This window comes from Streptomyces sp. NPDC059037 (assembly GCF_042740015.1).
Classification (GTDB): Bacteria; Actinomycetota; Actinomycetes; order Streptomycetales; family Streptomycetaceae; genus Streptomyces.
This window is the reverse complement of the sequence record NZ_JBHYIG010000009.1, coordinates 45495-71864: the sequence shown is the minus strand read 5'-3', so window position 1 is coordinate 71864 and position 26370 is coordinate 45495. Positions and strand designations below refer to the sequence as shown.

Sequence of the window (26370 nt, the reverse complement as noted above, 5' to 3'; positions counted from 1 at the left end):
GGGGGGGGGGGGGCCCAGCCGTGGCGGGATCGCGGGTTGTGGTGCGCGTGCGCTTTTTTTCAGATGGGGAAAAAAACGGCTCTACAGTCATGATCATGGGAAGGCCGAAGCAGTTCGATCCGGACGCCGCCGTCGAGCAGGCCATGGACGTGTTCTGGCGCAAGGGGTACGCCGCCACCACGCCGCAGGACCTCGTCGACGCGCTCGGTATCGGCAAGGGCAGTCTCTACAACACCTTCGGCAGCAAGCACGCCCTGTTCGAGCGGGCGCTGCGCCGCTACCGCGACAGTCAGGCCCTGGCTCTCATCGAGATGCTCGAGGAGTCGGGGCCCGTCAAGGAGCGGTTGCGCGCGGCGCTCTGGCTCCTCGTCGACATGGACCTCGCCGACCCGGACCGCCGTGGCTGCATGGCGGTGAACACCGCGGCCGAGCTGGCCGGGGCGGACGAGGTGGCGACCGAACTGGTGCGGCGGATGTTCGACCGCACGGAAGAGGCGTTCCAGGCGCTGATCGAGAAGGGGCAGCGGGCGGGGGAGATCGACCCCGCTCGCGATGCCCGGGGCGCCGGGAGTCTGCTCCTGACGACGGTCGTCGGCCTGCGGCTCATGGCCCGCGTCGCCGAGGGGCCGGACCGCCTTTCCCGGGTGATCGACGCGACGGTCGACGCCCTCTGACGTACTCAGGATTCAGCAACTGAGCGTCCTTCACGTCGGATTGGGCAGCCGCCCATCCGGCATCTCTCTGCCCACATTTTGTACTTACAGTTCAAGAACTGTCCGAACTCCACTGAACTCCACTGAACTCCACCCAAGGACCGGGGAAACCATGCAGCTCGACCTGAACTCCAAGACCGCCGTCGTCACCGGCGCGAGCCGCGGCATCGGCCTGGCCACCGTCAAGTCGCTGATCGACGAAGGCGTACGCGTCGTGGGCGCCGCCCGTACCATCACCCCCGAGCTCAAGGAGACCGGTGCCTTCGCGGTCTCCGCCGACCTCAGCACCGCCGAGGGGGTGGCCACCCTCATGGACGCCGCTTTCGCCGAACTCGGCGGCATCGACCTGCTGGTGAACAACGTCGGCGCAGGTGACGCGGTGGAGCCGGTCGGCTTCCTCGACACCGGTGACGCGCAGTGGCAGGGCATCTTCGACCTCAACCTGCTCAGTGCGGTCCGCGTCACCCGTACCGCGCTGCCCAGCCTGATCGAGCGGCGCGGCGCGATCGTCAACGTCTCGTCCATCAACTCCCGGCTCCCCGCGGCCGGTCCCGTCGCCTACAGCGCGGCCAAGGCGGCGCTCACCGCCCTCGGCAAGTCACTGGCCGAGGAGTTCGGACCGAAGGGCGTACGCGTCAACACGGTCTCGCCCGGCGTGGTGCGCACCGCCATCTGGGAGGACCCCGAGGGCTTCGGTGGCAAGGTGGCCGCCGGTGCCGGGGCCGAGCACGGCGCGTTCCTCGCGCAGATCCCCGACGCGTTCGGCATCACGACCGGGCGGATCACCGAAGCGCGGGAAGTGGCGTCCCTGATCACGTTCTTGCTCTCCGACGTGGCCGGGAACATCACGGGCGCCGACCACGTCATCGACGGCGGCACCGTCAAGACGATCTGACGTTCCCCAACTCGGCCCGGGTGCCGGCGCCTTGGGTGAGCAGCCACCGTACGACGTCGTCGGCGTCCTGGGCGCGGGCGATGTCCAGGGGTGTCATGTCGTCGTAGCCGATCCAGTCGAGCTCTGCTCCCTCCTGGAACAGGCGTTGCGCGGTGGGGAGTTGGCCGCCGTGGCAGGCGCCCCAGAAGGCGCTGGTGATCGCCGGTCCGGTGGGCGGTTCGGGTGCGGTGACGAAGGCCTCGACCTGGGCGAGCAGGCCCAGCGTCGCCGCGTCCTGGAGGTCCGCGCGGGCGCCGTGCTCCAGCAGGCGGCGGGCCGCGCGCCACTGGCCGAAGCCGCGGGCGTCGGCGAGCGGGGTGCCGCCGCCGATGACGGCGCCGGTCGCCTCGATGTCGGCGCCCGCGGCGATCAGCGCGTCCAGGGCGATGACGTCGTCGTTGCTCGCGGCCCAGTGGAGCGGCGTCTCGGCGTGGGAGCCGACGAACCGGGCGCTGGGGTCGGCGCCCGCGGCGGCGAGGGCGGCGATGACCTCCGGGGCCTGCGGGTAGTGCCCCGGCCAGTCGGTCGCGATGTGCAGCAGGCTCCGCCCGCCCGCGGCGGGACCTTCCGTGGTGATGGTGCCGGAGGCCAGCCCGGGGTGATCGGCGAGGAGCCGGCGAAGCGCCTGGACGTCGCCCTTCCGGATCGCCTCGGTCACCGAGATGGCAAGCGGGTCAAGGGAGTTGAGGTTCTTCACGAGGGGGTCGGCCTCCTGCGCGGGCGCTCTCGGGCGCTCTCGGGTACTGTCGGGCGGTCTGGTCCAGACCTATTGACGGCAGGTCTGGACCACTTTACGGTGTGGCGCACCGCACCGCGTACGTCTCCAGGCACCACAGTCCAGGAGGTCAGCGTGTCACCCAGAACCTCTCGCCGCCGCCAGGTTTCCCTGACCACGCTCCGCGCGCCGTCCCGGCTGTTCGCGGTCGGCCTTGCGATGGTCGTCGCCGTGTCGACGCTCGTCGGCGCCGCGCCGGGCCCGTCGCAGGACAGCCGTACCGTCCAGGACAGCCGTACCGTCCAGGACGAGACCTGCGCGGTCAAGTCGAAGCCCGCCGGGAAGGTGCTCCAGGGCTACTGGGAGAACTGGGACGGCGCCGCCAATGGCGTGCACCCGCCGTTCGGCTGGACCCCGATCACCGACACCCGCATCCGCGACCACGGCTACAACGTCATCAACGCCGCGTTCCCGGTGATCCGTTCGGACGGCACCGTCCTGTGGGAGGACGGCATGGACTCGACGGTGAAGGTCGCCACGCCCGCCGAGATGTGTCAGGCCAAGGCGGAAGGCGCCACGATCCTGATGTCGATCGGCGGCGCGACGGCCGGTATCGACCTCAGTTCGAGCACGGTCGCCGACCGGTTCGTCGAGACCGTGGTGCCCATCCTGAAGAAGTACAACTTCGACGGCATCGACATCGACATCGAGACCGGCCTGGTCGGCAGCGGAAACATCACCAGCCTGTCCGCCTCGCAGGCCAACCTCATCCGCATCATCGACGGCGTACTCGCGCAGATGCCCGCCAACTTCGGCCTGACGATGGCGCCCGAGACGGCGTACGTCACCGGAGGCAGCGTGACGTACGGCTCCATCTGGGGCGCCTACCTCCCCATCGTGAAGAAGTACGCCGACAACGGCCGCCTCTGGTGGCTGAACATGCAGTACTACAACGGCAGCATGTACGGCTGCTCCGGCGACTCCTACTCCGCCGGAACCGTCGAAGGCTTCACCGCCCAGACGGACTGCCTGAACAAGGGTCTGGTTATCCAGGGCACCACGATCAAGGTCCCCTACGACAAACAGGTCCCTGGCCTGCCCGCCCAACCGGGCGCGGGCGGCGGCTATATGGCCCCGAACCTGGTGACCCAGGCGTGGAACCACTACGGCGGGGCGCTGAAGGGTCTGATGACGTGGTCCATCAACTGGGACGGGTCCAAGGGGTGGACGTTCGGGGACAACGTGAAGGCGCTGCTGTAGCGCGTAGTTTGCCGAGTACAGCAAACATGCAGGTCAATCGGGGTCACGTCTTTCGGGACGTGGCCCCGTTTCTGCACCGGTGCTGGATCGGTACTGGATGCGAGTGTGGGTCTCCAGCCTTCCGCCGCCCGTTACGACGAGCTCGCCCGTGCCGCCCACGATGGTGCGGATCTGCATATCCAGTTCAGGCTGCGCACCAAGAGCCGTTCAGATGACACGGTGGCTTGCGGTGCTGGTCTTCCAGGATGCGGTCAAGTAGTCGCTGGTCGTTGTTCTGCGCCGGTGCCATGCAACACCCCCACTGATGCAGATGAACCCAGACAGAAGATGTTGACAGCCACCGTTACGGATGAACACCCCGCGCACTGCCGGGAGTTGAGGTGCACAGGCGTGCGGGGGCGGAGTGCGATGATTGGTTCCCTTCGCCGCGCAACAGACCGCGAAGCACTGAGGGCAAGGTCGGTCGAGACTCGGGCGTTCCAACCGTCGAAGGACAGGGCGGCATCGATCAGGCGGAGCTGGTGCGGTGGGGGCTGCGGATGTCCCTGCACCGGGTGATTGTCGGGGAGATCCGGGGCAGTGAGGTCATTTCGATGTGCGACGCGATGAGCCAGGCCAACGACGGGTCGCTGTCGACGATTCATGCCTCCGCCTCGCGCGGGGTGTTCACGAAACTTGCCGCGTACGCCGCCCAGTCCCGCACTGCCATGCTCGCGGCCGGCACCACTCAGCAGCTCAACCAGCTCGGCCTGGTCCTTGACGCCTACCGGTCCGCTTCTCCGCCGACCGCTTGACTCATCCCGGGCTGCCCACCTCGATGTGGGCGGCCCGGGATGAGTCACCAGCACTTGAGGCCGCTTGCACCCGATGCGGCGCGCGTGAGGTGAGGTCGCAGCTGCCCATCACCGCAGGGTGTGACGTGATCGTATGGCCGAAAGCTTGCCTGACCTCCTCTTCTTCCAGGCTCCGGGCAGGGGAAACACGCATCATCGGCTGCCCGTCACCCGACCGGGCACGGTTGAGACTCCTCGGCCAGAGTGACGCTAGCCTCCGCGCCCTGCGCGTGCTGACTTACCTCGAAGTCAACCGCTGACACACGGTCTAGACCGCAGACAACTGCCCACGACCAGCACGAGCACACCGCCAAGACGTCACACCAGCCTCTTTACCGGCCACTTCAAGATGGCGGAGGTTCATGGTGCGGATCGACCAGTCGTAGCGGCCCTCGTCCAGCTCACGGTCTGGAGGTCTACGACCGGCTCATCAGCGCCTGACAGGGATGCCGGCGCCAGCTCGGCAGCCGGTCGTGACCGAGCGGTGCGGCAGAGGGAGCGGGGCTGTTGGAGAAGCTTCCGGCGAGAGACGCCGTGGATGGGGCGAGAGCGGGGGAGGGGCAGCCCTGGGGGCGTGGAGGGAGGGAGTGCACTAGGCGGTGGTGATGATGTCGGCGAAAGAGCTGTCGTGAAGATGTCCACGGAAAAGTGTTGTCCCCGGGTGGCCGCTCGATCTCCTATATGTCGGAACGGCCGACGATCAGCACAGAGTGGAGCGAACATGCACCTGGACGACGACGATGAGCAGACGCGGATCCTCCCCCCGGTGACCGGGCCCGCACAGCCGTCGGGCAATGACGGCGGCCCATCTCGCGCCACCGACAGTGAGCGGCACGGTCGCCACGGGCGGGGCACGCGTGGGCTGAAGGTTCGCGTACTGGCGGGCGGGGTTGTGGCCGCCGCCGCTCTCGCCTCGGTCGGCACGTTCGCGCTGGCGAACCCCTCCGGTGGTGAGAAGCCGAGCGCCACCGCCGCGCGCGCCAAGACACCGCCGAAGCGCCCCGCTCCGAGCAAGTCCGCGCAGTACGAGAAGAAGCTCCTGGTCCTCGTCAACGCCGAGCGGGCGAAGGCGGGTTGCGGGCCCCTGCGCATGGACCGCCGGGTACAGGCCGCCGCGCGGGTGCACGCCCGGGACATGGCGGCGCGCAACTACTACGAGCACGTCAGCCCCGAGGGTGAGCATGCTGACGCCCGGATGCGGAAGGCGGGCTACCCCACGGGCGCGTGGGCCGAGAACATACACAAGGGGCCGAAGGGCCCCAAGACCGCCATGCGTGACTGGATGCGCAGCCCCGGGCACCGCGCCAACATCCTCAACTGCGCGTACAAGGACTTCGGCGCCGGTGTCAGCCTGAAGGCCAACGGCCCATGGTGGGTGCAGAACTTCGGCACCAAGCGCTGACGCCAGATCACACGGGGTGCGCTGCCCGGGCTTGAGCAGTGCACCCCGTTCCCCCTCGCGACGCGCCCGGACGGTCACACACCAACGCGCCGGACCGATGAAGGTGCGCCCGCTCGGACATCGTTCCTCTGCGGGGGATTCAGGGCGACATGCCGCTGGCTGCACAGGCGTTCGGGGCGGCGCGCGCGGGGGCCGAAGAGCACGGCAAGAGCGGGGAGGCGGCCATGTCACAGGCCATGCGTGCCTTCACCCTCGCCTTCACCACTGACCCCACCACCGATGACGAGATCGACCTCGGTGAACACCTCCTGGCCCAGGTCGATCTGCGCGCCGCGACCCTGGACGTACGGATCGCAGCGCTCCTGCGCGACGCCGGCACCGACACGGGAGTCGAGGACCGGGCACAGGTACTGGCGGCGGAGATCAGCACGTCGGGACTGCTCTTCGTCCAGGCCAAGCTGGCACTGGCGCGCGCCTTCCACTACGCCATCCGCGACGACCAGGCGGGCGTCGCCTCCAGAATCGGCCAGCTCCGTGAGCTGACCCGAGAGGGCTACTACGCCTACTACGTCGACATCGCCCACTTCATGGCCGACCTTCCCGCATGTCCACAGCGGCGACGTGGACATGCGGCAGTCACCTGGTTGACCGGACAGGGCCCTACGGAGCCAACGCTTGGCCCACGTGTGAAGCAGCCGGAAGCCCGAGGGCTCCCGACCCGAGGTAGACACCGCCTGCGGGGATGAGGCCGCTCGCGTCGGTGTCGATTTGGAGAATCGTGCCGTCACCGGTGTTCTCGCCGTCGGCTCCGATGGCGAGGTCGGCGCGAGTGGTCCCTCGCAGGTCGGTGAGGGTGACGGCGGATCCGAAGCGGTCCCCCTTCTCTGTGTCCCCGGCGACATCGGGTGTGTCTTGGCTGAGCGCGAGCGATCCTGTGCCGGTCAGCCCGCCTGCGCTGCCCAGCAGGATCAGTGCGGCTCCTGCGTCGGTCTGGTCGACGCTGGGAACGCGGCGTTGGTGGGCGCGAGTTCAGGGTCGCGCTCAACCTCATCCGACTCGACGCATGGTGGAACGGCCATCCCCTCGACCGAACCCGCACCAGCCACCTCGCCCGGCTCGGCCTCTCCCTCACCGCATGAGGGGCTGTGCGATATCTCGCTACTACGCTCCCTGTTGATGCTGGAGCAGGCATGGTCAACTAGCGGAGTGGGCCAGGTACTTACGACCTTCATCGCAGTGGCCGGAACGCTCATCGGTTCTCTTCTCGGGTACCAGTTCCAGAAGCGTGTGGCAGACCGGAGTGAACGCCGCAGCGCCGTCCTCGCCTTCACCGCTGCGACCAACGAATTCATACGGAGCCAACACGACTGGTGGCACCGCCAGTACGAGGAACAGAACGGTTCGGCGCACGTGGCAGCCAGAACGGAAGCCTTCCGAATCCGCGGCCAGGCCTTCCAGGCCGTTCACCAGCTCCGCCTGCTCGTGCCCGATGACGACCTGCATGCACGGGCAGAGCAAACCATCGGGATGATCAGTGCCCTTCACCGCGCAACAGACCGCGAAGAACTGCGGACGAAGTCGGTCGAGGCACGGGCGTCCCTCAACTCCTTTGTCGTACACGCTTCAGCCCAGATCAGGTAGACAGCCGGCAGTTCTCGCACAGGTACTGACCCCGCATTAGCCAGCAGGATCGGTGACACGGCTCTTACCGGCACCCCTACTTCCGGGTCGGCGAGGGCTGGGAGGAGAACGCGGTGAACGCGGCGCTTAGAGCGGTACCCGCCGCGGCAGCGTCATCCCGGCCCGCCTTCATCGCGCTTAGTGCGCCGCTTCTCTTGCGCTGCTTCTGAGTGAAGCCTTCGCCCTTGAGGCCGAGCCGCAGGCTTTTCCATAGTTCCTCCGCTCCCGACTCACCCGTTGGCGCTTCTTGCGCCGCCACTCGCGCCGCCGTTCCGCCGTCGCGCCGGGGAGGTGGATTCCCCGGCGTAGACCGGCAGATTGAACCCGGCGCGCTGCCACCGGGTGCCTGCCGCATCGGTGTACTCGAACGCAACATCAGGCTTCCCCCGCCGATGATCGGGGTCGATCTCCTTCTCTTCCCACACGAAGGAGAAGCGCGCGCTGTCGCCGGCGGGCAGCAGATCCACATGGTGCGGTTCCCCGCGGGCCCGGACGCGATCGATCGTCGCCCAGCCCTCGTCCGGCCCGATCTCTTCCTCCAGGAACGCCTCCGCCTTCACGAGCACCCGGGTGACCGGCGTCAGCCCGTAGTTGCGGACCGTCATGCCGTCCGGGCTGAGGTCTTCGAACGCGATGTGTGCAGCCTTCTCCCGCTGGGCGACCGTCAGCACGCGTTCTTGGGCGGCCCAGCCGCTCAGTTCCGGGACGTCGGAAACCGGGGGAGCAGTGGGGATGACGTGAGCCCCTCGAGGCAGTGCGTCGACCACTTCCCGCGCCTCGTTCATCCGTCTCGTCCCTGCGGTTCAAGAGGTCGTGTCAGCGGGATGATCAGCCAGCTCCCGACCACGTGTGCCAGGGAGGGAGGGCGGTTTCAAGCGGTGGCTGTCTGAGAGGTGCCGGTGCCGGTGCCGCTCTACTGCTCGTCCCGTTCCTGGACAGCCGTGCGCAGTATGGCGGGGACCGCGCTGCGGACGCACGCAGGGCCGATTGTGACTCATCACCTACTCATAAAGGCGAGTTCGCGACATCAGCGGTTGGAATATCTGGTCAACCGGAATGCGCCAGAGTATTGGAACCTTGACTAAGATTCCCTGCCCGTCAGGAACGTTAACAGTCAGCTCCGGCCTGCAAGCGGACTGGGTGTTCCTGGATGTGGTCGAAAGGCGTATGTCGCCCTCGCGTGGGGTCTGTTGCTAAGTTCCGCCAACCCGATCGATGAAAGAGTCCTCGTTCTTTGTGCTTCAGGTTGCCCATGAAAGGAAAAGAGATCTCCACCCCTAAGAGATCGTTCCACCGTGGCCTGCTCGCAGTGTTGTGCGTCACAGCATCGATGTGGCCTCTGTCGGCAGAGGCCACCCCAAAGGACCAGGACAAGCCGACGATCTCCCTTCGTGAGGGAGGGAACATGGAGGAAGTCGAGAAAGCGGCTGCAGAGTTCCACGCGAAGATCCAAGTCCCGGTCCTTGCCACCTTCAAATGGATCGGTGACAAGTACGAGGTGAATGCGTACTACGTGAAAACGCAAACAAGACCGGTCGTGACGTGTGTATCGGCCCTCGGGCTCTCAAGAACATTCTGGAGCGGGACCACTATCCGATGCTTGTCGCCATTGGTAAGGTAAAGGCCTGCTGACCTTTGTTGTGGGGTGCGAATCGCTGGCGTACCCCACTCATAGGGTCGTCTCACGGGGGCAACGGCAGGACCTTTCCCAGGCTACTGAGATCAACTTCCGGAATGTCATCCGCGGCGCGGACAGTGAATCCTCGCAGGATGAATGTGACTGGTTCCAGGTACAGGACTGCCCAGACGCCATTGCGCACCGTCCCGCCGCCAGTCGTCAGGTAAGAGAAATCTCCCCTGGCTACGACGACATAGATTGGGATGTCGTCTGCAGTGACTTTCGGCCCATGGATCTTCTGCATGGCTGCCGAGTAGTTCGTCGCAACTACTTTCACGTCATGTGGCGTGTCCTCTCCCCACGTTCGACTCCACTGCTCAGTCGCCTCAAGGATCTTGCGTACATCACCTGCTGGTACGTCAGCGCTCACCACACCCCTGACCCTGGTCGGCTCTCCATCGGCGCGTGGGAGCCTGGGCGAGAACCCCGTGCGATGATCCCCTGGTCCTGGGAAGGCGCCGTGGAGCGATGCGGTGGCCGCCAGGAATGTCGGGCAGAGCTCACATCACGAGCTGAGACGCGCCACGGTCCACGCCACTCGGTCAGGCTCCGAAGTGCCGCGAGACGCAACCCATGCCGCCAGGTTCGACAGCAGCACGGAGGCAAGATCGGCGTCTGGCGTCGCGCCGCGCACCACATCCGCGAGCACGGCGATCACATCCTGTGCCTCCGCGAGCGACACGATCGTGCACCGCGCAACGGCCCTGCTGAGCCATTCCGACGACGCCGAGGCGCACTTCCTCGCGGCGCTCGCCGACCCCGCGGGCGCGCGCTGGCCCTTCGAACGCGCCCTTACGCAGCTGGACTTCGCCGAGTGGCTACGCCGCCGCCGACGGGCCGCGGAAGCACGCCCGCTGCTCGCCGCCGCCCTGGAGGTCTTCGAACGACTGGACGCCCGCCCGTGGATCGAGCGCACCACCGCCGAACTCCGCGCGGCCGGCGTGAGCGTGGCGGCCTTGGCCGCCCCGCAGACCGCGGCCGGCCTGACGCCGCAGGAGCTGCAGATCGCCCAACTGGCCGCGGAAGGACTGACGAACCGGGACATCGGCGCCCGGCTCTATCTGTCCCCGCGCACCATCGGCTTCCACCTGCACAAGATCTTCCCGAAGCTCGGCATCACGGGACGCGCCCAATTGCGGGACGTCCTCGGCCCCTGACCTCGCACCGGGCGGACGAACGGTCAGGGGCAGAGGCGATGGGACTTCGCCTCGTTTTCGAGCTTGGCATCCACACAACCGCCGGGCAGTGAACCGTACTTCCTCTTCCCGAAGTTGGAGGTCACGGTCAGCTTCCCGTCGCCGAATTCCGAGCGCTGCACCGTCCCGTCACCGGTGAGCCGCTGGTAGCCGGTCATCGGCTCGGTGCCGGCAGCCTTGTGCAGCGGCGCGAAATAGCGCTGGAGCGCCGCCATCTCCTTCCCCGTGGACTTCAGATTCTTGTCCCCGAGCGTGAAGTTGAGCGGGGTGTTGTAGAGGGCGGACATCAATGCCCGGTCGGTCTTCTGGTCCGGGAGCTTGTTGTACGGCATTTCCCAGCGGTCGGTGTTGATGACGGAGCCGTGCAGCGCGGTTTCGTACAGGGGGACGCGGTAGCGCGGGTCGTACATCGCTTTCGCCAGCTCGGGCGGCAGGTTGACGTGTTTGAAGAAGATCGCCGGGGCGCCCTGCGGCGCGTAGCCGCCCCACTTTTCCTTGTCCCTCTCCAGTTTCCAGAGGCCGTCCGCGACCGGCGTCTGCCCACCGTGGTTGAAGGCGAGCACGGGGGCGGCCCAGGCTCCGGCGGACTCGGAGCCGAGGACGAACTTGTCGTCGGATGCGAGCTTCCGCATGCGCTCCAGGCGGTTGGCGCGGTCCTGCTTCTTGTTCATGCGGTGGCCGTCGCTGCTGTCGGTGAACAGCTCACCTGCCGCGTCGACGTCCAGGAAGTAGCTGTCGGCGCCGTTGGCCGTCATCTTCTTCGCCCGGTCGGCCAGGTAGTGCCTGCCGGGCTCGGCCTGCTTGAACGCCTGGGTGCTGACGTAGCAGCCCCGGCCGCCGAAGCCTTCCTTGATCTCCCCCTTCCAGTTCCGTACGCAGAAGTCCGGGTAGACCGAGCCGGGCCACTTCGAGGAGGGGTTGTCGGCGCTCTCGGAGGGCTGGCCGTTGGCGTAGGAGTCGTACGGGCCGACCAGGTAGCCGTGTCGTTTCGCGGCCCGCACGGCTTGCTTGTCCATAGGCCGGTCGTCGGCGTCGTAACCGAGCCAGAGACGGGAGACGCCGAGCTTGCGCAGCTCGTTCACGCCCGTCGCGGTACGGGCATCGCCCCAGGCATAGGCGTGCACAGCCCCGAGCAGCCGCTCGACCTCGGGATTCTCCCGGATCTTCTGCTTCAAGGAGCGCAACTTGCCGCCTTCGCCGAGGTAAGCACGGTAGTTGGTGGCGGAGGAGACCGGGGAGGAGCCGGTGAGGGAGAAGTGCACCGTGTAGTCGCGGGTCTGCTCGCGCCGCGAGAACTCGTGCCGCGCCGTGGAGCCGAGCCGGCCGCCCTTCGAGGCGAAGCCAAGCGAAGTGCCGACCTCCTCCGGCACGATATAGCTGACGCCGTGCTTGCCCTGGGTGTAGCCCCAGGCCGGAAGGGTGAGGCCGCCCGAGAGTTCGGCCTCCATGTCCTTGAGCCCGGCCTCGCCGGAGTTCCAGAAGGTGTCGTTCACCGGGATGCGCAGGCCCTCGCCGCGTGGGATCTGAAGGGCCCCGTGAGCGCTGGGCGCGGTACTCGGCCAGGACAGATTCTGGTCGGCAGCGGAGTGCACCGTCATGCGCAGTCGACCGTGATCGCTCTCCGCCGTGACGGTGAGCTTCTTGTCGGCGTACGACCAGTGGGCCGTATCGCCGTCCACGGATACCGGGCCGGGCTTGCCGAGCCGCTGCACCGCCGCGCCGGACACCGGGAGTGAGGCCCCGTCGTCGGTGTGCCCCGTGACGCGCAGCGTCCCGGTGTCCACGCGCGCGGTGCCGCCACGCACCGTGAAGTCGACCGTGCTGCCGTGCACTTGGGGCGGCTCGCCCGGCGTACCGCCGCCTGACGGCGGCTCGGCCATGGCCAGGTAGCCGGCCGACGCCGTCGTGGCGGTCAGCACGACGGCCGCAGCGATGCCGTACGTACGGATACGGCGCCGACGCCGCGCGCCCGCGACGTCACCGTGCCGGGCCTGCTGTGTCTGACTGCTGTTGCTCTTCACGTGATTCACGGGCGAGAGCATCGGGGGTGAGCGTAAGAAGTTCTTAAGAGCCGCCTTCCGGGTGCTGGGCTGACCAACTGCAGCGGCGGCCGGCGGGACGGTTGTGGGGACCGTCCGCTCAGGGCCGGCTCTCCGGCGAGTACGCCCGGCATGCCCCGCAACTCAAGGACCAACTCGGCTAGTTGCATTGCAGGCGCAGACCGCTCCCCCTCCCGTGCAGCCTGCGGTGTCGCTCTGGCTGTTGCACAAACGGCGTCGTACGGGCGCCGACGGGGCTTTAGAACTCCAACCTAGAATCGCGCACTTGACTGGGGGGCAAGGGCTATTCCATCGTCCACTTGACCATCCAGGTGTCATTGAGGACGGAAATGATCTGTTCGCAGTGCCCCACGAAGGCGTCATCGCTGCGCGCGCTGGCCTCGTTCTCCGCGGCCGTGCGGTCGAGGGCGCGCGGCACCGGCCGTGGCCGCGACTGCCACCCAAGCTGCCGCCTGTTGGATGCCGAATGCCCCGGACACCGCTCCGAGGAGTGCACCCACCGTGCCCAGCGCGATCTCCGCACGACCAGGAGGACTCCGTACGCCACCTGATCGGCATGGGCCGTCCGATGGACTACGAGCTGCTGATGCTCGCCCAGACCGTCCCGACGATGGTGTGGGGCGGGCAGCTGCGGCTGATGGCCAGGGCGCTCGGCGCCGAACTCGACGACATCCGCGAGTCGTTGGAGTGCCGCGCGCTCGACGCCACGGTGCGGACCAGGACGATGGGCGAGTTCATGGCCAGCGCCCAGGGCGCGGTCCGCTTCGAGGCGCAGGGCATCGTCGAGGGCCGCCCGCGCATCGAGGTCACGGTCGAGGCCACCGACGAGGGCGAGAACCGGTCAGCGGGCGGCAACGCCACCGCGGTCGGCCGTCTGGTGAACGCCGTCGACTGGCTCGTGGACGCGGAACCCGGGCTCTACGACGCGCTCGACATCCCGCTGCGCCCCGCGGCCGGCAAGCTCGGAAGGAGCAAGCGAATAGCCTGATGAACATCGACATCCCTGAGGGGCAGGAGCCGATCGGTTACGTGTGGGGCGAGATGGCCCCGGCATCGGGATGGCCGCCGCGAATTTCTCGCTCGCAGTGTACGAGCACACGACCCTGGGACTACGGGAGTTCGAGGCCGCGCGGCTGCGCGTCGCGCAGATCAACGGCTGCCTCTTCTGCCTCGACTGGCGTACGGAGCGGGACGGGCGGAAGGTCGAGGCGGAGTTCGCCGACGCGGTGACCCAGTGGCGCACCACCGACGCCTTCGACGACCGCACACGCCTTGCGCCGAGTACGCCGAGCGGTACGCCCTGGACCACCACGGCCTCGACGACGCGTTCTGGACGCGGATGACCGTGCACTACAGCCGGCGCGAGATCGTGGAACTGAGCATGTGCCTCGGTTCCTGGCTGGCGTTCGGCCGACTCAACCACGTGCTCGGCCTCGACGCGGTGTGCGTACTCCCCGGGCATTGAACCGGGCATCGACCCGCGCATCGACCGGGGCATTGAGGGGTGTTGCTACACATCAGTGGCGATGATCTTCTCGATGTTGCGTTCGGCGAGCGCCGTGATGGTGACGAACGGATTGACGCTCGTGTTGCCGGGGATCAGCGAGCCGTCGATGACGTACAGGCCCGGATGACCGTGCAGACGGCCGTAGTTGTCGGTGGCCTTGTCCAGGACGGCGCCGCCGAGCGGGTGGTACGTGAGGTGATCGCCCCAGATCTTGTACGTGCCGAAGAGGTCGGTCCGGTAGATCGTCCCCTCCTTCGCGTTGATCTTGTCGAAGATGGTCTTGGCGGCGTCGATGGACGGTTGCTTCCAGGCGGTCTGCCAGTTCAGTTCAGCCCTGCCCGCCGCCGCGTTCCAGGAGAAGGCGGCCCGGTTCGGGTTCCTGGTGATCGACAGGTAGAACGAGGCGTAGGTCTCGATCCCGGTGGGCAGCGGAGCGACCTCGGCGAACGCGCCGCCCGCCGCCCAGTTGTCGATGCCGCCGGTGGGCATGGACGCCTGGAGCTTGCCGGTCGCGTCCCACATGTGGTTCGCGCGGCCGCACATGACGTTGCCGTTGTCGCCCCAGCCCTTGCCGATCTGGTCGTTGAGGTGGGGCAGTGCGCCGGTGGCCTTCAGCTTGACGAGGAGTTTGCTGGTGCCGACGCTGCCGGCCGCGAAGAACACCTTGTCGGCGGTGACGGTCTTGGTGGCCGTGGTGGTGCCGCCGGTGTCGATCTGGTCGATGACGACGGTGTAGCCGCCCGTGGCCGCGGGGGCGACCGAAGTGACCTTGTGCAGCGGCGAGATGGTGACCCTGCCGGTCGCGGTGGCCTGGGCGATGTACGTCTTCTGGAGCGACTTCTTGCCATAGTTGTTGCCGTAGAGGATCTCGCCGGCGATCGCCGACTTGGGGACGGTTCCGGCCACCTCCTGTTTCATGTAGTCCCAGTCGTAGACGCTCGGCACGAAGACGAAGGGGAAGCCGGAACGCTGGGCGTGCTTACGGCCGACCCGGGAGTACTGATAGCAGTCGACGGTGTCGAACCAGGCCGGGTCGATGGTGTGGACCCCGAGCCCGGCGTTGGCGCGCGGGTAGTAAGTGGCGTACATCTCCTCGGTGTTGACCGACGGCAGGATGGCGGAGAAGTTCTCGCGCCTGGGCGTGACGGCCATGCCGCCGTTGACCAGTGAGCCGCCGCCGACGCCGCGCCCCTGGTAGACGATGATCCCGCCCAGCTCCTCGGCGTCCAGGATCCCGGTGTAGCGGGGGATGTCCTTGTCGATCGGGAAGCCGAGGAAGTTGCTGAGGGGCTGTTTGGTCTTGGTGCGCAGCCAGTAGGAACGGCCGTCCGGTGTAGTCGTGTTGGCGAAGATCTTGCCGTCGGCGCCGGGGGTGTCCCAGGCCATGCCCATCTCGATCATGTGGACGTCGACGCCCGCCCGGGCCAGACGCAGTGCGGCGACGGAACCGCCGTACCCGGTGCCGATCACCAGGGCGGGGGCATGGGCTCCGTCGCCGATGGGAGCCGCCGCGCGGCCGGTTTGCGCCTGCGCCGCGGTGGCGTGACCCGCGAGGGTCGCGGCTCCGAGAATAGAACCTGTTCCAGCTATGAATCTTCGGCGTGTGACGCCTCCGGGGCCGGTGATATGCGTGACAGTGACACTCATGTGGCGTTCCTTACTCTCGTAGGAATGGGAACGAGTTCTACTGCTGCTCGCGCATTAAGTCACTGCATACCTAGAAGTAACTTCTGTCCGATCTTGTACCTACTGGGTGCGGTCGCCCAGCAGCTGCGTCCCGCCCCTCCTTGCCCGCCTTGGCGATCGACGTCGCGGTCGAGATGGAGCGTCCATCGTCGTCGGCCGATCCGGCACCCATGCCGGACCGCCCCATGTCCCCGCGCCCTGAACCGGGCACGGCAGGAGATCGCGATGCCCCGTCCCGGAACGGTGCGCTCATGACGCGAGGCGGAAGCAATCGGCTGTTGCCCCCGGAAGAGGTCGCAGCGTGGCTCAGGGTCAGTCCGACCACCGTCAGGAACAAGTGCCGCTTCTGGGGCCTCAAGTCGCAGAAGGTCGGACGGCTCTGCGGTTCCGTGAGCGCGACGTCGTGGCCTACCTGGACAAGCACTACGGGTGAGGTCCCGTGCCCTGGGTTCGAGCACGAAGGAATTCGAATGGCCAAGGTCTATCAGCGGTGCAAGACCGACAAGCGGAGTAAGAACTACCCGTGTGACGAGTGAAACTCTCGCCTTCGACGCAGAGTGCCGACGCAAGGGTTTCATTCGCGTCCAACGGCAGGTGAACGCGAAAGGGAACCGCGCACACTGCAAGTCCCGCTTCGCTCCGCTCAAGCACCGGTGCGAGGGCGAGTGCCGGGACATCCCGATGGTGCCGTTCCTTGATGCGGAGATAACTGCGCACCTCGCGACCTGGGGCGCAGCGAAACGTGGCGGCATGATGGTGTACTTCACTCCGCACGATCGAGAGAACGAGACTGTGCCGACGGCCAAGACATACGGCCACCACTTCAGCATGGCGCTCAAGCGCGCCGGTCTCGTGAAGGTAGACGGGACGCCCAAGTACACGCCGCACAGTCTGCGTCACTTCCTCGCCTCGACAGCGCTGGCGAACGGCATTCCCATCCACGATGTCTCACGCTGGTTGGGCCACAAGTCGATCAAGACGACCGTCGATATTTACGGACACCTCGTGACAGCCGTGCCGCAGATGTCCGGGGACACGTGAAGGGGCTTTTCTGACCTGTTGTCAGTGGCGGCTCTTGAAGGCCTTCGTTAAAGAGATGCAGCTCAATGCGGAAATCGCTCTTCTCACGGCGAGGACGTGCTCGGCGCCGAGCCGCAGACCGCGGGCGGCGCCCTGGCGGGTGGCGACGAAGGCTGCCTGCCGTCAGCCGCTCAGCTGCCGAGTTGCAGTCGCATGGATCTGCCGGGACTGCTGGTGAGCCGCCTACGCCGGGTGCTCCTGGCCCAGGGGGTTCGGGCACCTCACTGCGAGGGCCGCGATGTCGTCGTCGAGCCTTCCGCCGCTGTAGTGGAGCAGGTCCCCGTGAAGCCGGTCGAGCAGCTCGCGGGGCTGCTGCGGGCCCTGCCGCCGCATCCAGTCCGGCAGCGGGAAGAACTCGCCGGTGCGGTCCCGGGTCTCCGATACGCCGTCGGTGTAGAGCAGCAGCTGGTCGCCTTGGTCGAAGGCCACGGTGTCGACGCAGTAGTAGTCACCGATGAGCGCTGCGAGGTTGAGAGGCGCCGAAGGGGTGGTGGGCTCCAGGACGCGGATCTCCCCGCGATGCGCAAGCAGTGGTGCGGGGTGCCCGCAGTTGAGAAGTCTGACGTGGCCGCCGCCCTGCGGGATCTCGGCGATGAGAGCGGTGGCAAAGTGCTCTGGCAGATCCTGGGTGGGAAACGCAGCGCTATGGCGGGCGATGCTGGTCTCCAGGCGATGGACGATGCCCCTCAGGTCGGGCTCGTCGTACGCGGCCTCCCTGAAGCAACTGATCACCGCTGAGGCCGCTCCCACCGCGGACAGGCCCTTGCCCCGAACGTCGCCGATGAGCAGCCGGACCCCGTAGCGTGTGTCGGCCGCCTCATAGAAGTCGCCGCCGATCCGGGCCTGCTCCTGGGCCGCCAGATACAGCGACTCGATCTCGACGTCCTCGATGCGGCGCGGCAGGGGGCGCAGCAGCACCTTCTGGGCTGCGTCGGCGACGAGCCGGACCTGGAGGAGTATCTCCTCCCGCTGAAGTCGGACATGGCTTGCGTATGCGGCAGCCAAGGTGACTGCGACGATTGCGGCCGCCGTGTACTGCGTCCCCAGATCGGCGTAGAAGAAGCTGAGGCTGATCATGACCAGCAGGCAGAACGCCCCCAACAGGATCGTGGGAAGCACGGGCCACATCGCGGCGGCGAGGGCGGGGGCGGCGGGCAGCAGGCGGCTGAAGGCAATCTGCCTCGGTGTGGAGAATGCCAGGCCGGCGATGAGGACGGTAAGGATCATCGGCGACAGATGGGCAGCGGCCCATCTGTCGCCGTGGGGCGGACGACGGCGTCGCAGCCGTCCGAACGTGATCACGAAATGCATCATATCGGTCGAAGCGGGCATTTATCCCCGGCTTGAGCAGTCGCCCAAGGTCTAGCCCCGCGGTCCAGCAGGGTGAGGGCCGGTCCTCGGGCGGTCCCTGGCCCCTTCGGATCGCCAGTGCTAGAAAGGTTCCATGGCGAGTCTTTTCGCCCGTTTTCGTCGCCTATTGCTCAGGCCACTTGTCAGCAAGAGTCCGCGAAGCGTAGCCGGGCAGGTGTTCGTGCTCCAGGTGGCCGTGGTAGTGCTGCTCGTGGCCTGCGCCGTCATCGCCCTCGTCCTGCAGTCCGAGCGGGACACCAAAGACGAGGCCAAGCGCCGTTCCGTAGCCGTGGCGCAGACCTTCGCGCACTCTCCCGGTGTCCTGGCGGCACTGCGGAGCCCCGACCCGACCAAGATTCTCCAGCCGCTCACCGAGGTGGGGCGCAAGGCCGCCGGCGTCGACTTCATCGTGGTCATGGACACCAAGGGCATCCGCTACACCCACCCCCTGCCGGACCTGATCGGCAAGCGGTTCGTGGGCACCATCGGACCGTCGCTGGCAGGGAAGGTCTACACGGAAAGCGTCCACGGCCCGCTCGGCCCAGAGGTGCAGGCCACCGTCCCCGTCGAGAACGCCGACAGCAAGGTGGTGGCCCTCGTCTCCGCCGGGCTGAAGGTCAAGAACGTGACCAATCAGGTGGACCGGCAACTGCCGATCATCCTGGGCGCCGGGGCCGGGGCGCTCGTGGTGGCCACCGGCGGGACGGCGCTGGTGGGCAGGCGGCTGCGACGGCAGACCCACAGCCTGGCCCCGGACGAGATGACCCGCATGTACGAGCATCACGACGCGGTACTGCATTCCGTGCGCGAAGGGGTGCTCATCGTCGCCGGCGACGGACGGCTGCTGCTGGCGAACGACGAGGCCAAACGGCTGCTGGAGCTGCCCCCTGACGTCGAGGGGCGGCTCGTGTCGGAACTGTCGAGCCTCGACCCCGAGATGGTGGCGCTGCTCGTCTCCGGACGCGAGGTCACCGACGAGGTGCACTTCGCCGGAGAGCGGCTCCTCGCGGTCAACCAGCGGCCGACGGATCGCGGCGGAGGCCCCGAGGGAACGGTGGTGACGCTGCGCGACTCCACCGAGCTGCAGGCCGTGACCGGCAAGGCCGAGACCGCACGGGAACGGCTCAAGCTGCTGTACGACGCCGGACTCGGCATCGGCACCACCCTGGACGTGCGTGGCACCGCCGAGGAGCTGGCACAGGTCGCCGTCCCTCGCTTCGCCGACTTCGTCACCGTGGACCTGGCCGACGCCGTGCTGCAGGGCGAGGAGCCAGCCCTCGCCACACCGGCCATGCGACGCACGGCCGTGTGCGGCATCCGGGACGACCATCCGCTCTATGAGAAGGGCCGGCTGATCGACTTTCTGCCCTCCACGCCCCAGGCGCGCGGCTACGGCAGCGGCCACTCCGTGCTGGTCGCCGACCTGTCGACCGCCACGGGCTGGCACGCACAGGACCCGGAGCGCACCAGGGAGATCATCGACTACGGCATCCGTTCCCTCATCGCCGCCCCTATCCAGGCCCGCGGCGTCGTGCTGGGCATGGCCAACTTCTGGCGCTCCGAGCAGCGCGAGCCCTTCGACGAGGAGGAACTGTCGCTGGCGGAGGAACTGGTGGCCCGTGCCGCGGTCGGCATCGACAACGCCCGCCGCTACACCCGCGAACACGCCGTGGCGGTCACCCTCCAGCGCAGCCTGCTGCCGCGGGCCCTGCCCGAGCAGAGTGCCCTCGACATCGGCTACCGCTACCTCCCCGCCCAGTCGGGCGTGAGCGGAGACTGGTTCGATGTGATTCCCCTGCCGGGGAGCCGGGTGGCGCTGGTCGTCGGCGATGTGGTCGGCCACGGGCTCCACGCGGCCGCCACGATGGGGCGGCTGCGGACCGCGGTGCACAATTTCTCCACCCTCGATCTGCCGCCCGACGAGCTGCTGAGCCACCTGGACGACCTGGTCGGCCGGATCGACCAGGACGAGGTGGATACGGACAGTGCCGCGGGCGTCGTGGGGGCCACCTGCCTGTACGCGATCTACGACCCCGTGACGCGCCGCTGCGTCATGGCGCGTGCGGGGCACCTGGCGCCCGCACTCGTCCACCCCGACGGCACCGTCACCTTTGCGGACCTGCCGACCGGGCCCCCTCTCGGCCTCGGCGGCATGCCGTTCCAGACCGCCGAGCTTGAGCTCGCGGAGGGCGCCCAGCTCGTCCTCTACACCGACGGCCTCATCGAGGACCGCAGGCGCGACCTGGACGTGGGAATGGAACTGCTGCGTGATGCGCTGGCGGGGCACCCCGACCGGCCGCCCGAGGAGAGCTGTCAGGCCGTGCTTGACGAGCTGCTGCCCGGGCGTCCCCAGGACGACGTCGCCCTGCTCATCGCCCGCACCCGGGGACTGCCGCCCGACCGGATCGCCGACTGGGACGTACCGCTCGACCCGGCCGCCGTCGCGGGGATGCGCGACGCCGTGTCCCAGAAGCTCGACGAGTGGGGCCTGTCCGAGCTCGGCTTCAGCATGGAACTCGTCCTGAGTGAGCTCATCACCAACGCCATCCGCTACGGCTCCGAGCCGATCCGCGTACGGCTGATCCACGACCGTACGCTGATCTGCGAGGTGGCCGACGGCAGCAGCACCTCACCGCATCTGCGGTACGCCGCGACGACGGACGAGGGAGGCCGGGGCCTGTTTCTGGTGTCGCAGATAGCCGAGCGCTGGGGGACCCGGTACACCCCCCAGGGCAAGGTGATCTGGGCCGAACAGACACTGCCGGAGGCCATGTCACCTTGACGGTGAATGCCATCTCGTGCCCGCGGCGTGGCCGTTGCCCCGCATCCCTGGTCACCGGTCCAGCCCTGCACTGTGATCGGGCACGTACGACTGGAGGTCCCGTGGCGGCCGTTGGTATCCCGTGTTCGGAGGCCGGGGCGGAAGGCTTAGCTCCGGTGGTGGCACATCGTGGTACGGGACGGTCGACAGCAGATGGGCGATCATGTTCAGGCGTGCGCTGCGCTTGTCGTCGCTCTCGACGACGTGCCAAGGGGCTTCCGGGATGTCCGTGTGGACGAACATCTCGTCCTTCGCCCGCGAGTACGCCTCCCATCGCGTGATCGACTCCAGGTCCATGGCAGACAGTTTCCAGCGGCGCGTGGGGTCCTCAAGGCGGCGGCGGAAGCGCTGTTCCTGCACCGCGTCGCTGACCGAGAACCAGTACTTGCGCAGCAGCAGGCCGTCCTCCACCAAGAGGCGTTCGAAGATCGGGCACTGGTGGAGGAAGCGCTGGTGCTCGGCCTTGGAGCAGAAGCCCATGACGTGCTCGACGCCCGCGCGGTTGTACCAACTCCGGTCGAAGAGGACGATCTCCCCCGCCGTGGGGAGGTGTTCCGTGTAGCGCTGGAAGTACCACTGGGTGCGTTCGCGCTCGGTAGGCGCGGGCAGTGCCACGATGCGCGTGACGCGGGGGTTGAGGTGCTCGGCCACCCGCTTGATGGTGCTTCCCTTGCCCGCCGCGTCGCGTCCCTCGAACACGACGACGAGCCGTGCTCCCTCGGACCTCACCCATTCCTGCAGCTTCACCAGTTCTGTCTGCAGGCGATACAGCTCGCGCTCGTAGGGCTGCTTCTTCACGGTCACGCACCCGCCTCCGGCCATCGAACGTCCGTGCCCCGACATGACATTACGGAGGAATCCGGCGGTGAGAACCCGGTCGTACCCGCTGGGCCGTCACGAGCGGGCCGTGGGCCGGACGTTCCCCGAATGGGTCCCGATCGGCCCCTGCCCCCGGCAGGGAGGACGTGTCGCGCACCCTGCATGTGCCGTTCCACGAGGGGGTGATCAGCCAGTTCGAGGGATACGGCGATCTGGCGGAGCTGGACTGGGACGGATACCGCGCCCGCTACGGCGACATCCGCCGCCTCGACCGGATCCTGGAGGCCGAGGACGACACGGTCAACCGCTACCAGGCCTCCAAGCAGGCCGATGTGCTGATGCTCGGCTACCTCTTCGCCCCGGCCGAACTCCGCTCCCTCTTCGACCGGTTGGGGTACACACTGGACGCGGACACCTGGCAGCGCACCGTCGACCACTATCTGCGGCGGACCAGCCACGGTTCCACGCTCAGCGGCCTCGTGCACGGCTGGGTCCTTGCCAGGGTGCGGCGCGCGGGAGCCTGGAAGTTCGTTCAGGAGGCGTTGGAGGGCGACATCGCCGACCTGCAGGGCGGCACCACCGGCGAGGGCATCCACCTCGGCGCCATGGCGGGCACGCTCGACCTCGTGCAACGGGGCCTCACCGGCCTGGAGGCGCGGGGAGGCGCCCTCTGGCTGGACCCGGTGCCGCTCCCGGAACTCTCCGAGTACGGCTTCGCACTGCGCTACCGGGGGCACTGGGGCATTCGGCTGCGCATGCGACCGGGCAGGCTGCACATCGCCGTGCCCGCCTCCGACCGCTCACCCATCGACATCGAACTGCCGGGCCGGGCCGTCTCCGTCGCACCGGGGGAGTCGTGTGGTCTGTCGCTGCCCGAGTGATGGGGCGAACGTGCCGGTGCGACGCCGGAGGTGCGGCGTTCTGACCATCAAGGTCCCGGTGCCGGAAGGGAATTCGGCGACCGGGACCATCCCCGTGCGGCACACCTGAACGCGATCCGCGCCTGCCGCGCCTGCCGTGCCTGCCGCGCCCGCCCGCGCGACCGAGTCGGTCCGGTCGCGTGGGCGCTTTGTGCGCTCAAGCGTCGCCCTCGGCGCGGCGAGGAGGCATCAGGAGTGCGGAACGATCGCGACCGGGCACCGGGTGCGATGGATCGCCGCGTGAGCGGTGCGTCCGAGGCGCGCCCCTGCAGAGATGCGGCGGCCGACGACGAGCAGGGCGGCCTCCGCAGCGGCCTTGACGAGGTGGTGGCCGGCCAGACCGTGCACGAGCCGCTCGGTGACCTGCGTCCCTGGGAACTTGTGGCGCCAAGGCGTGAGCGAGGCAGCGAGAAGGCGGGACTTCGCCACGGTGGGATCGGTGGCGTCGGCGGTGGGGACGAGAGGAACCGCCCAGGTGTGCACGACATGGAGCGGCGCGTGGCGGGCGGCCGCGGCGGAGAAGGCGAACTCCAGCAGTTCGTCGCAGGGCCGGTCCAGGTCGAGGCCGAGCACGACCGGACGGTTCGGGCCTGCTGCCGAGCCTTCAGGGTGGTCTTCGGGATGTCCGCCCGCCCGCACCAGGACGACCGGGCAGTCGGCCCGGGCCGCGACGGCCAGGGCCACCGAGCCGACCAAGACGCCGGCGAGCGCGCCGAAGCCGCGTGAACCGACCACCAGCAGGGCCGAGGATGCGGCCGCTGCCAGCAGTGCCTGCACCGGTGGTCCGGTGACCTGCTCGTCCAGGATCCCCAGGGCGGGGTGCGCGTAGGAGAGCTGGACGACGGCGCGGTCGAGCGCACCGCTCTCGCGGTGGAACGGGACCTCGATCTCCGGCAGATGGCTCCGTTCCGAGGGCACGTCGTAGGCGTGGATGACGTGGAGCGGCAGGTCACGGCGCAGGGCTTCGCGGGCCGCCCAGTCCGCGGCCTCCAGGCTCTCGGGCGAGCCGTCGACGCCTGTGGTGATGGTCTGTTGCGTGGGCATGGTGCGCACCTCCACGGTGCGTTCGGAGGGTCAGCCGGTCCAGGTCCAGTCGGCGACCTCGGGGAGGTCGGTGCCGTGTTCGCGGATCCACGCGTGGTGGCGGGTGCGGGTGTCGGCCATGGCCTGGCGGACGGCCGCGGCGCGTACGGCGAGGCCGGGGACGCGGTCGATGATGTCCATGACCAGGCGGTAGCGGTCGAGGTCGTTGCGTACGACCATGTCGAAGGGGGTGGTGGTCGTGCCCGCCTCCTTGTAGCCGCGGACGTGCAGGTTGCCGTGTCCGGTGCGGCGGTAGGCGAGGCGGTGGATCAGCCAGGGATAGCCGTGGTAGGCGAAGATGACGGGCTTGTCGGGGGTGAAGAGCGCGTCGTACTCGGAGTCGGGCATGCCGTGCGGGTGTTCCTCGCGGGGCAGGAGTCGCGTCATGTCCACGACGTTGACCATGCGGACGGCGAGGTCGGGCAGGTGCCGGCGCAACAGCTGGGCAGCGGCGAGGACTTCCTGGGTGGGGACGTCGCCCGCGCAGGCGAGCACCACATCGGGCTCGCGCCCGCCCGTCTCCGATCCGGCCCACTCCCAGATGCCGGCGCCGCGCGCGCAGTGGGTGCGGGCGTCGTCGAGGGAGAGCCAGTCGAAGCAGGGCTGCTTGCCTGCGACGACGACATTGACGTAGTCGCGGCTCTGCAGGACGTGTTCGGCGACGGAGAGCAGGGTGTTCGCGTCCGGCGGGAGGTAGACGCGGACGACCTCGGGGCTCTTGTTGAGTACGTGGTCGACGAAGCCGGGGTCCTGGTGCGAGAAGCCGTTGTGGTCCTGGCGCCAGACGTGCGATGTCAGCAGGTAGTTGAGGGACGGGACCGGCGCGCGCCAGGGCAGTGAACGCGCGGTCTTCAGCCACTTGATGTGCTGGTTGACCATCGAGTCGACGATGTGGACGAAGGCTTCGTAGCAGGAGAAGAGACCGTGACGGCCGGTGAGGGTGTAGCCCTCCAGCCAGCCCTGGCAGAGGTGTTCGGAGAGGATCTCCGCGACCCGCCCGTCCGGGGCGAGGTGCTCGTCGGTGTCCAGGGTCTGGGCCTGCCAGGCCTTGCCGGTGACGTCGAAGAGCGCGCCGAGCCGGTTGGAGGCAGTCTCGTCAGGACCCACGACCCGGAAGTCTCGACGCTCGGCGGTCTCCGCCATGACGTGGGCGATGAGACCGCCGAGTACCCGCGTGGGTTCGTGCAGGGCGGATCCCGGTTTCTCCACGGGGACGGCGAAATGCTCAAGGGGCGGGAGGGGCAGCGCGCGGGTGAGCAGGCCGCCGTTGGCGTGCGGGGTGGCGCCCAGCCGTCGTTGGCCATCGGGGATGCAGGCGAGCACCTCGGGGGTGGGGCGGCCCTGCTTGTCGAAGAGTTCCTCTGGCCGGTAGGAGCGCAGCCACCTCTCCAACTGGGCCAGGTGGTCGGGGTTTTCGCGCACGCCGGAGAGCGGCACCTGGTGGGAGCGCCAGGTTCCCTCGACCGGCACGCCGTCCACGGCCGCGGGGCCCGTCCAGCCCTTGGGGGTGCGCAGCACGATCACCGGCCAGCGCGCGCGGCCGTGCGCCGCGCCGCCGTTCCGGGCGGCCTGCTGGATGGCGGCGATGCGCTCCAGGGCCTGGTCCATCGCCTTGGCCATCGCCTGGTGGACCTTGCGCGGGTCGTCGCCGGTGACGTGCAGCGGTTCGTGGCCGTATCCCTTGAGGAGGGCGTCCAGTTCGGCCTCGGGGATACGGGAGAGCACCGTCGGGTTGGCGATCTTGTAGCCGTTGAGGTGGAGGATGGGCAGGACCGCGCCGTCGTGGACCGGATCGAGGAACTTGTTGGAGTGCCAGGAGGCGGCCAGCGGTCCCGTCTCGGCCTCGCCGTCGCCGATGACGCAGGTGACCAGGAGGTTCGGGTTGTCGAAGGCGGCTCCGTAGGCGTGCGCGAGGGAGTAGCCGAGTTCGCCGCCCTCGTGGATGGAGCCGGGCGTCTCGGGCGCCACATGGCTCGGCACACCACCGGGGAAGGAGAACTGCCGGAACAGCTTCGCCATGCCCTCCGCGTCCCGTGCGATGTCGGGGTACGTCTCGCTGTACGAGCCCTCAAGCCAGGAGTTGGCCAGCACGGCAGGGCCGCCGTGCCCCGGCCCCCACAGGCACAGCGCGTCCAGGTCGTGCTCCTTGACGACGCGGTTGAGGTGGGTGTGGACGAGGTTGAGGCCGGGGGAGGTGCCCCAGTGGCCGAGCAGGCGCGGCTTGATGTGCTCGGGCCGCAGCGGTTCGGTCAGCAGGGGGTTGCTCATCAGGTAGATCTGGCCCACGGCAAGGTAGTTCGCCGCGCGCCAGTGGGCGTCCAGGGTCGCCGGTCGTACGTGTGCCATGGGTGCCTCCAGCGTCTCGTGTGGGGTGTGTCAGGGCGTAACGGTGCTGTGGTGGGATCTGGGGTGTCAGGGCGTACGGCGCCGTGGTCAGACGTGTGGGACGACGGCCACGGGACAGGCCGCGTGGTGCAGCACGGCGTGGTTGACGGGGCCGAGTTGCATGCCGACGTGTCCCTTGCGGCGGCGGGCGCCGACCACCAGGAGATCGGCCGTGCGGGCGGGGGGGGGGCGGGGGGGGAGCGCCGGGGGCCCGCCCCGCGGGCCCCGCGCGCGCGCGGCGGCGCGGC

General features: G+C 68.3%; 21 protein-coding genes and 4 pseudogenes. 13 read left to right on the top strand and 12 right to left on the bottom strand.

Going from position 1 to position 26370, the window contains the following annotated elements:
* The first annotated feature begins 95 nt into the window (after positions 1-95).
* Positions 96-674: a TetR/AcrR family transcriptional regulator gene (locus tag ACFWY6_RS03870; protein WP_384686072.1), complete on the top strand. Its 579-nt coding sequence runs from the start codon at positions 96-98 to the stop codon at positions 672-674.
* Positions 675-825: 151 nt separating this feature from the next.
* A complete protein-coding gene (locus tag ACFWY6_RS03865; RefSeq protein ID WP_384686070.1) occupies positions 826-1608 on the top strand; it encodes an oxidoreductase in 783 nt (260 codons plus the stop codon).
* On the opposite strand, the gene ACFWY6_RS03860 is transcribed toward ACFWY6_RS03865, so the two are convergent.
* Positions 1595-2344 (bottom strand): ankyrin repeat domain-containing protein, encoded by a 750-nt coding sequence (locus ACFWY6_RS03860; protein ID WP_384686068.1) that lies wholly within the window; start codon positions 2342-2344, stop codon positions 1595-1597. The two genes, ACFWY6_RS03865 and ACFWY6_RS03860, sit on opposite strands and share 14 nt — an antisense overlap.
* Positions 2345-2581: 237 nt before the next feature.
* Here ACFWY6_RS03860 and ACFWY6_RS03855 point away from each other — a divergent pair, with 237 nt between their 5' ends.
* The 5 genes and pseudogenes from ACFWY6_RS03855 (at position 2582) to ACFWY6_RS03835 (ending at position 7498) form a co-directional block, all read left to right on the top strand.
* Positions 2582-3622, top strand: coding sequence for a chitinase (locus ACFWY6_RS03855; RefSeq protein ID WP_384686074.1), 1041 nt, complete (start codon positions 2582-2584; stop codon positions 3620-3622).
* Positions 3623-4101: 479 nt separating this feature from the next.
* Positions 4102-4320: pseudogene (locus ACFWY6_RS03850) on the top strand (ATPase, T2SS/T4P/T4SS family); the annotation flags it as partial.
* Between the two features lie 856 nt (positions 4321-5176).
* Complete coding sequence (locus tag ACFWY6_RS03845) at positions 5177-5857, top strand: CAP domain-containing protein (protein ID WP_384686066.1); 681 nt, start codon at positions 5177-5179, stop codon at positions 5855-5857.
* A gap of 149 nt (positions 5858-6006) precedes the next feature.
* Positions 6007-6603 (top strand): hypothetical protein, encoded by a 597-nt coding sequence (locus tag ACFWY6_RS03840; protein WP_384686064.1) that lies wholly within the window; start codon positions 6007-6009, stop codon positions 6601-6603.
* 430 nt (positions 6604-7033) lie between these two features.
* Entirely contained in the window at positions 7034-7498 is a 465-nt protein-coding gene (locus ACFWY6_RS03835) for a hypothetical protein (RefSeq protein ID WP_384686062.1), read from the top strand.
* A 269-nt stretch (positions 7499-7767) separates the two neighbouring features.
* On the opposite strand, the gene ACFWY6_RS03830 is transcribed toward ACFWY6_RS03835, so the two are convergent.
* The 3 genes from ACFWY6_RS03830 to ACFWY6_RS03820 all read right to left on the bottom strand — a co-directional run bounded on the left by ACFWY6_RS03830 (position 7768) and on the right by ACFWY6_RS03820 (position 9897).
* Positions 7768-8322: a hypothetical protein gene (locus ACFWY6_RS03830; RefSeq protein WP_384686060.1), complete on the bottom strand. Its 555-nt coding sequence runs from the start codon at positions 8320-8322 to the stop codon at positions 7768-7770.
* Positions 8323-9219: 897 nt separating this feature from the next.
* Entirely contained in the window at positions 9220-9585 is a 366-nt protein-coding gene (locus tag ACFWY6_RS03825; RefSeq protein ID WP_384686058.1) for a hypothetical protein, read from the bottom strand.
* A gap of 135 nt (positions 9586-9720) precedes the next feature.
* A complete protein-coding gene (locus ACFWY6_RS03820; protein ID WP_384686056.1) occupies positions 9721-9897 on the bottom strand; it encodes a hypothetical protein in 177 nt (58 codons plus the stop codon).
* 4 nt (positions 9898-9901) lie between these two features.
* On the opposite strand from ACFWY6_RS03820, the gene ACFWY6_RS03815 reads away from it, so the two are divergent.
* Entirely contained in the window at positions 9902-10372 is a 471-nt protein-coding gene (locus ACFWY6_RS03815; RefSeq protein WP_384686054.1) for a LuxR C-terminal-related transcriptional regulator, read from the top strand.
* A gap of 23 nt (positions 10373-10395) precedes the next feature.
* On the opposite strand, the gene ACFWY6_RS03810 is transcribed toward ACFWY6_RS03815, so the two are convergent.
* Entirely contained in the window at positions 10396-12441 is a 2046-nt protein-coding gene (locus ACFWY6_RS03810; RefSeq protein ID WP_384686052.1) for a glycoside hydrolase, read from the bottom strand.
* 313 nt (positions 12442-12754) lie between these two features.
* Positions 12755-12889, bottom strand: a complete 135-nt coding sequence (locus tag ACFWY6_RS03805; RefSeq protein WP_384686050.1) for a hypothetical protein — start codon at positions 12887-12889, stop codon at positions 12755-12757.
* Positions 12890-12985: 96 nt separating this feature from the next.
* Between ACFWY6_RS03805 and ACFWY6_RS03800 the strand changes: the two are divergent.
* Both ACFWY6_RS03800 and ACFWY6_RS03795 read left to right on the top strand, forming a co-directional pair.
* Positions 12986-13459, top strand: a pseudogene (locus tag ACFWY6_RS03800) (dihydrodipicolinate reductase); the annotation flags it as partial.
* Positions 13459-13936 (top strand): annotated as a pseudogene (locus ACFWY6_RS03795) (carboxymuconolactone decarboxylase family protein). The pseudogenes ACFWY6_RS03800 and ACFWY6_RS03795, both read left to right, overlap by 1 nt.
* Before the next feature lie 45 nt (positions 13937-13981).
* Here ACFWY6_RS03795 and ACFWY6_RS03790 read toward each other — a convergent pair.
* On the bottom strand, positions 13982-15625 hold the full coding sequence (locus ACFWY6_RS03790; RefSeq protein WP_384686048.1) for a GMC oxidoreductase: 1644 nt from the start codon (positions 15623-15625) through the stop codon (positions 13982-13984).
* Positions 15626-16189: 564 nt separating this feature from the next.
* On the opposite strand from ACFWY6_RS03790, the gene ACFWY6_RS03785 reads away from it, so the two are divergent.
* Positions 16190-16705, top strand: coding sequence for a tyrosine-type recombinase/integrase (locus ACFWY6_RS03785; RefSeq protein ID WP_384686046.1), 516 nt, complete (start codon positions 16190-16192; stop codon positions 16703-16705).
* 222 nt (positions 16706-16927) lie between these two features.
* Here the strand turns inward: ACFWY6_RS03785 and ACFWY6_RS03780 are convergent, their stop codons facing one another.
* On the bottom strand, positions 16928-18046 hold the full coding sequence (locus ACFWY6_RS03780; protein ID WP_384686044.1) for a PP2C family protein-serine/threonine phosphatase: 1119 nt from the start codon (positions 18044-18046) through the stop codon (positions 16928-16930).
* A gap of 142 nt (positions 18047-18188) precedes the next feature.
* Between ACFWY6_RS03780 and ACFWY6_RS03775 the strand changes: the two genes are divergently transcribed.
* Entirely contained in the window at positions 18189-20876 is a 2688-nt protein-coding gene (locus ACFWY6_RS03775; RefSeq protein ID WP_384686042.1) for a SpoIIE family protein phosphatase, read from the top strand.
* A gap of 51 nt (positions 20877-20927) precedes the next feature.
* Here ACFWY6_RS03775 and ppk2 read toward each other — a convergent pair whose 3' ends face one another.
* Entirely contained in the window at positions 20928-21737 is an 810-nt protein-coding gene (gene ppk2, locus ACFWY6_RS03770) for a polyphosphate kinase 2 (RefSeq protein WP_384686040.1), read from the bottom strand.
* 137 nt (positions 21738-21874) lie between these two features.
* On the opposite strand from ppk2, the pseudogene ACFWY6_RS03765 reads away from it, so the two are divergent.
* Positions 21875-22615 (top strand): annotated as a pseudogene (locus ACFWY6_RS03765) (glycosyl hydrolase family 65 protein); the annotation flags it as partial.
* Positions 22616-22843: 228 nt separating this feature from the next.
* Here ACFWY6_RS03765 and ACFWY6_RS03760 read toward each other — a convergent pair.
* The 3 genes from ACFWY6_RS03760 to ACFWY6_RS03750 all read right to left on the bottom strand — a co-directional run.
* Positions 22844-23698, bottom strand: a complete 855-nt coding sequence (locus ACFWY6_RS03760) for a universal stress protein (RefSeq protein ID WP_384686038.1) — start codon at positions 23696-23698, stop codon at positions 22844-22846.
* A gap of 30 nt (positions 23699-23728) precedes the next feature.
* Positions 23729-26083 carry a phosphoketolase gene (locus ACFWY6_RS03755; RefSeq protein WP_384686036.1) on the bottom strand — a complete coding sequence of 785 codons (2355 nt, stop codon included), beginning with the start codon at positions 26081-26083 and terminating at the stop codon, positions 23729-23731.
* Positions 26084-26170: 87 nt separating this feature from the next.
* Positions 26171-26370: universal stress protein (locus ACFWY6_RS03750; protein WP_384686035.1), on the bottom strand; the 200-nt coding region annotated here is incomplete at its 5' end.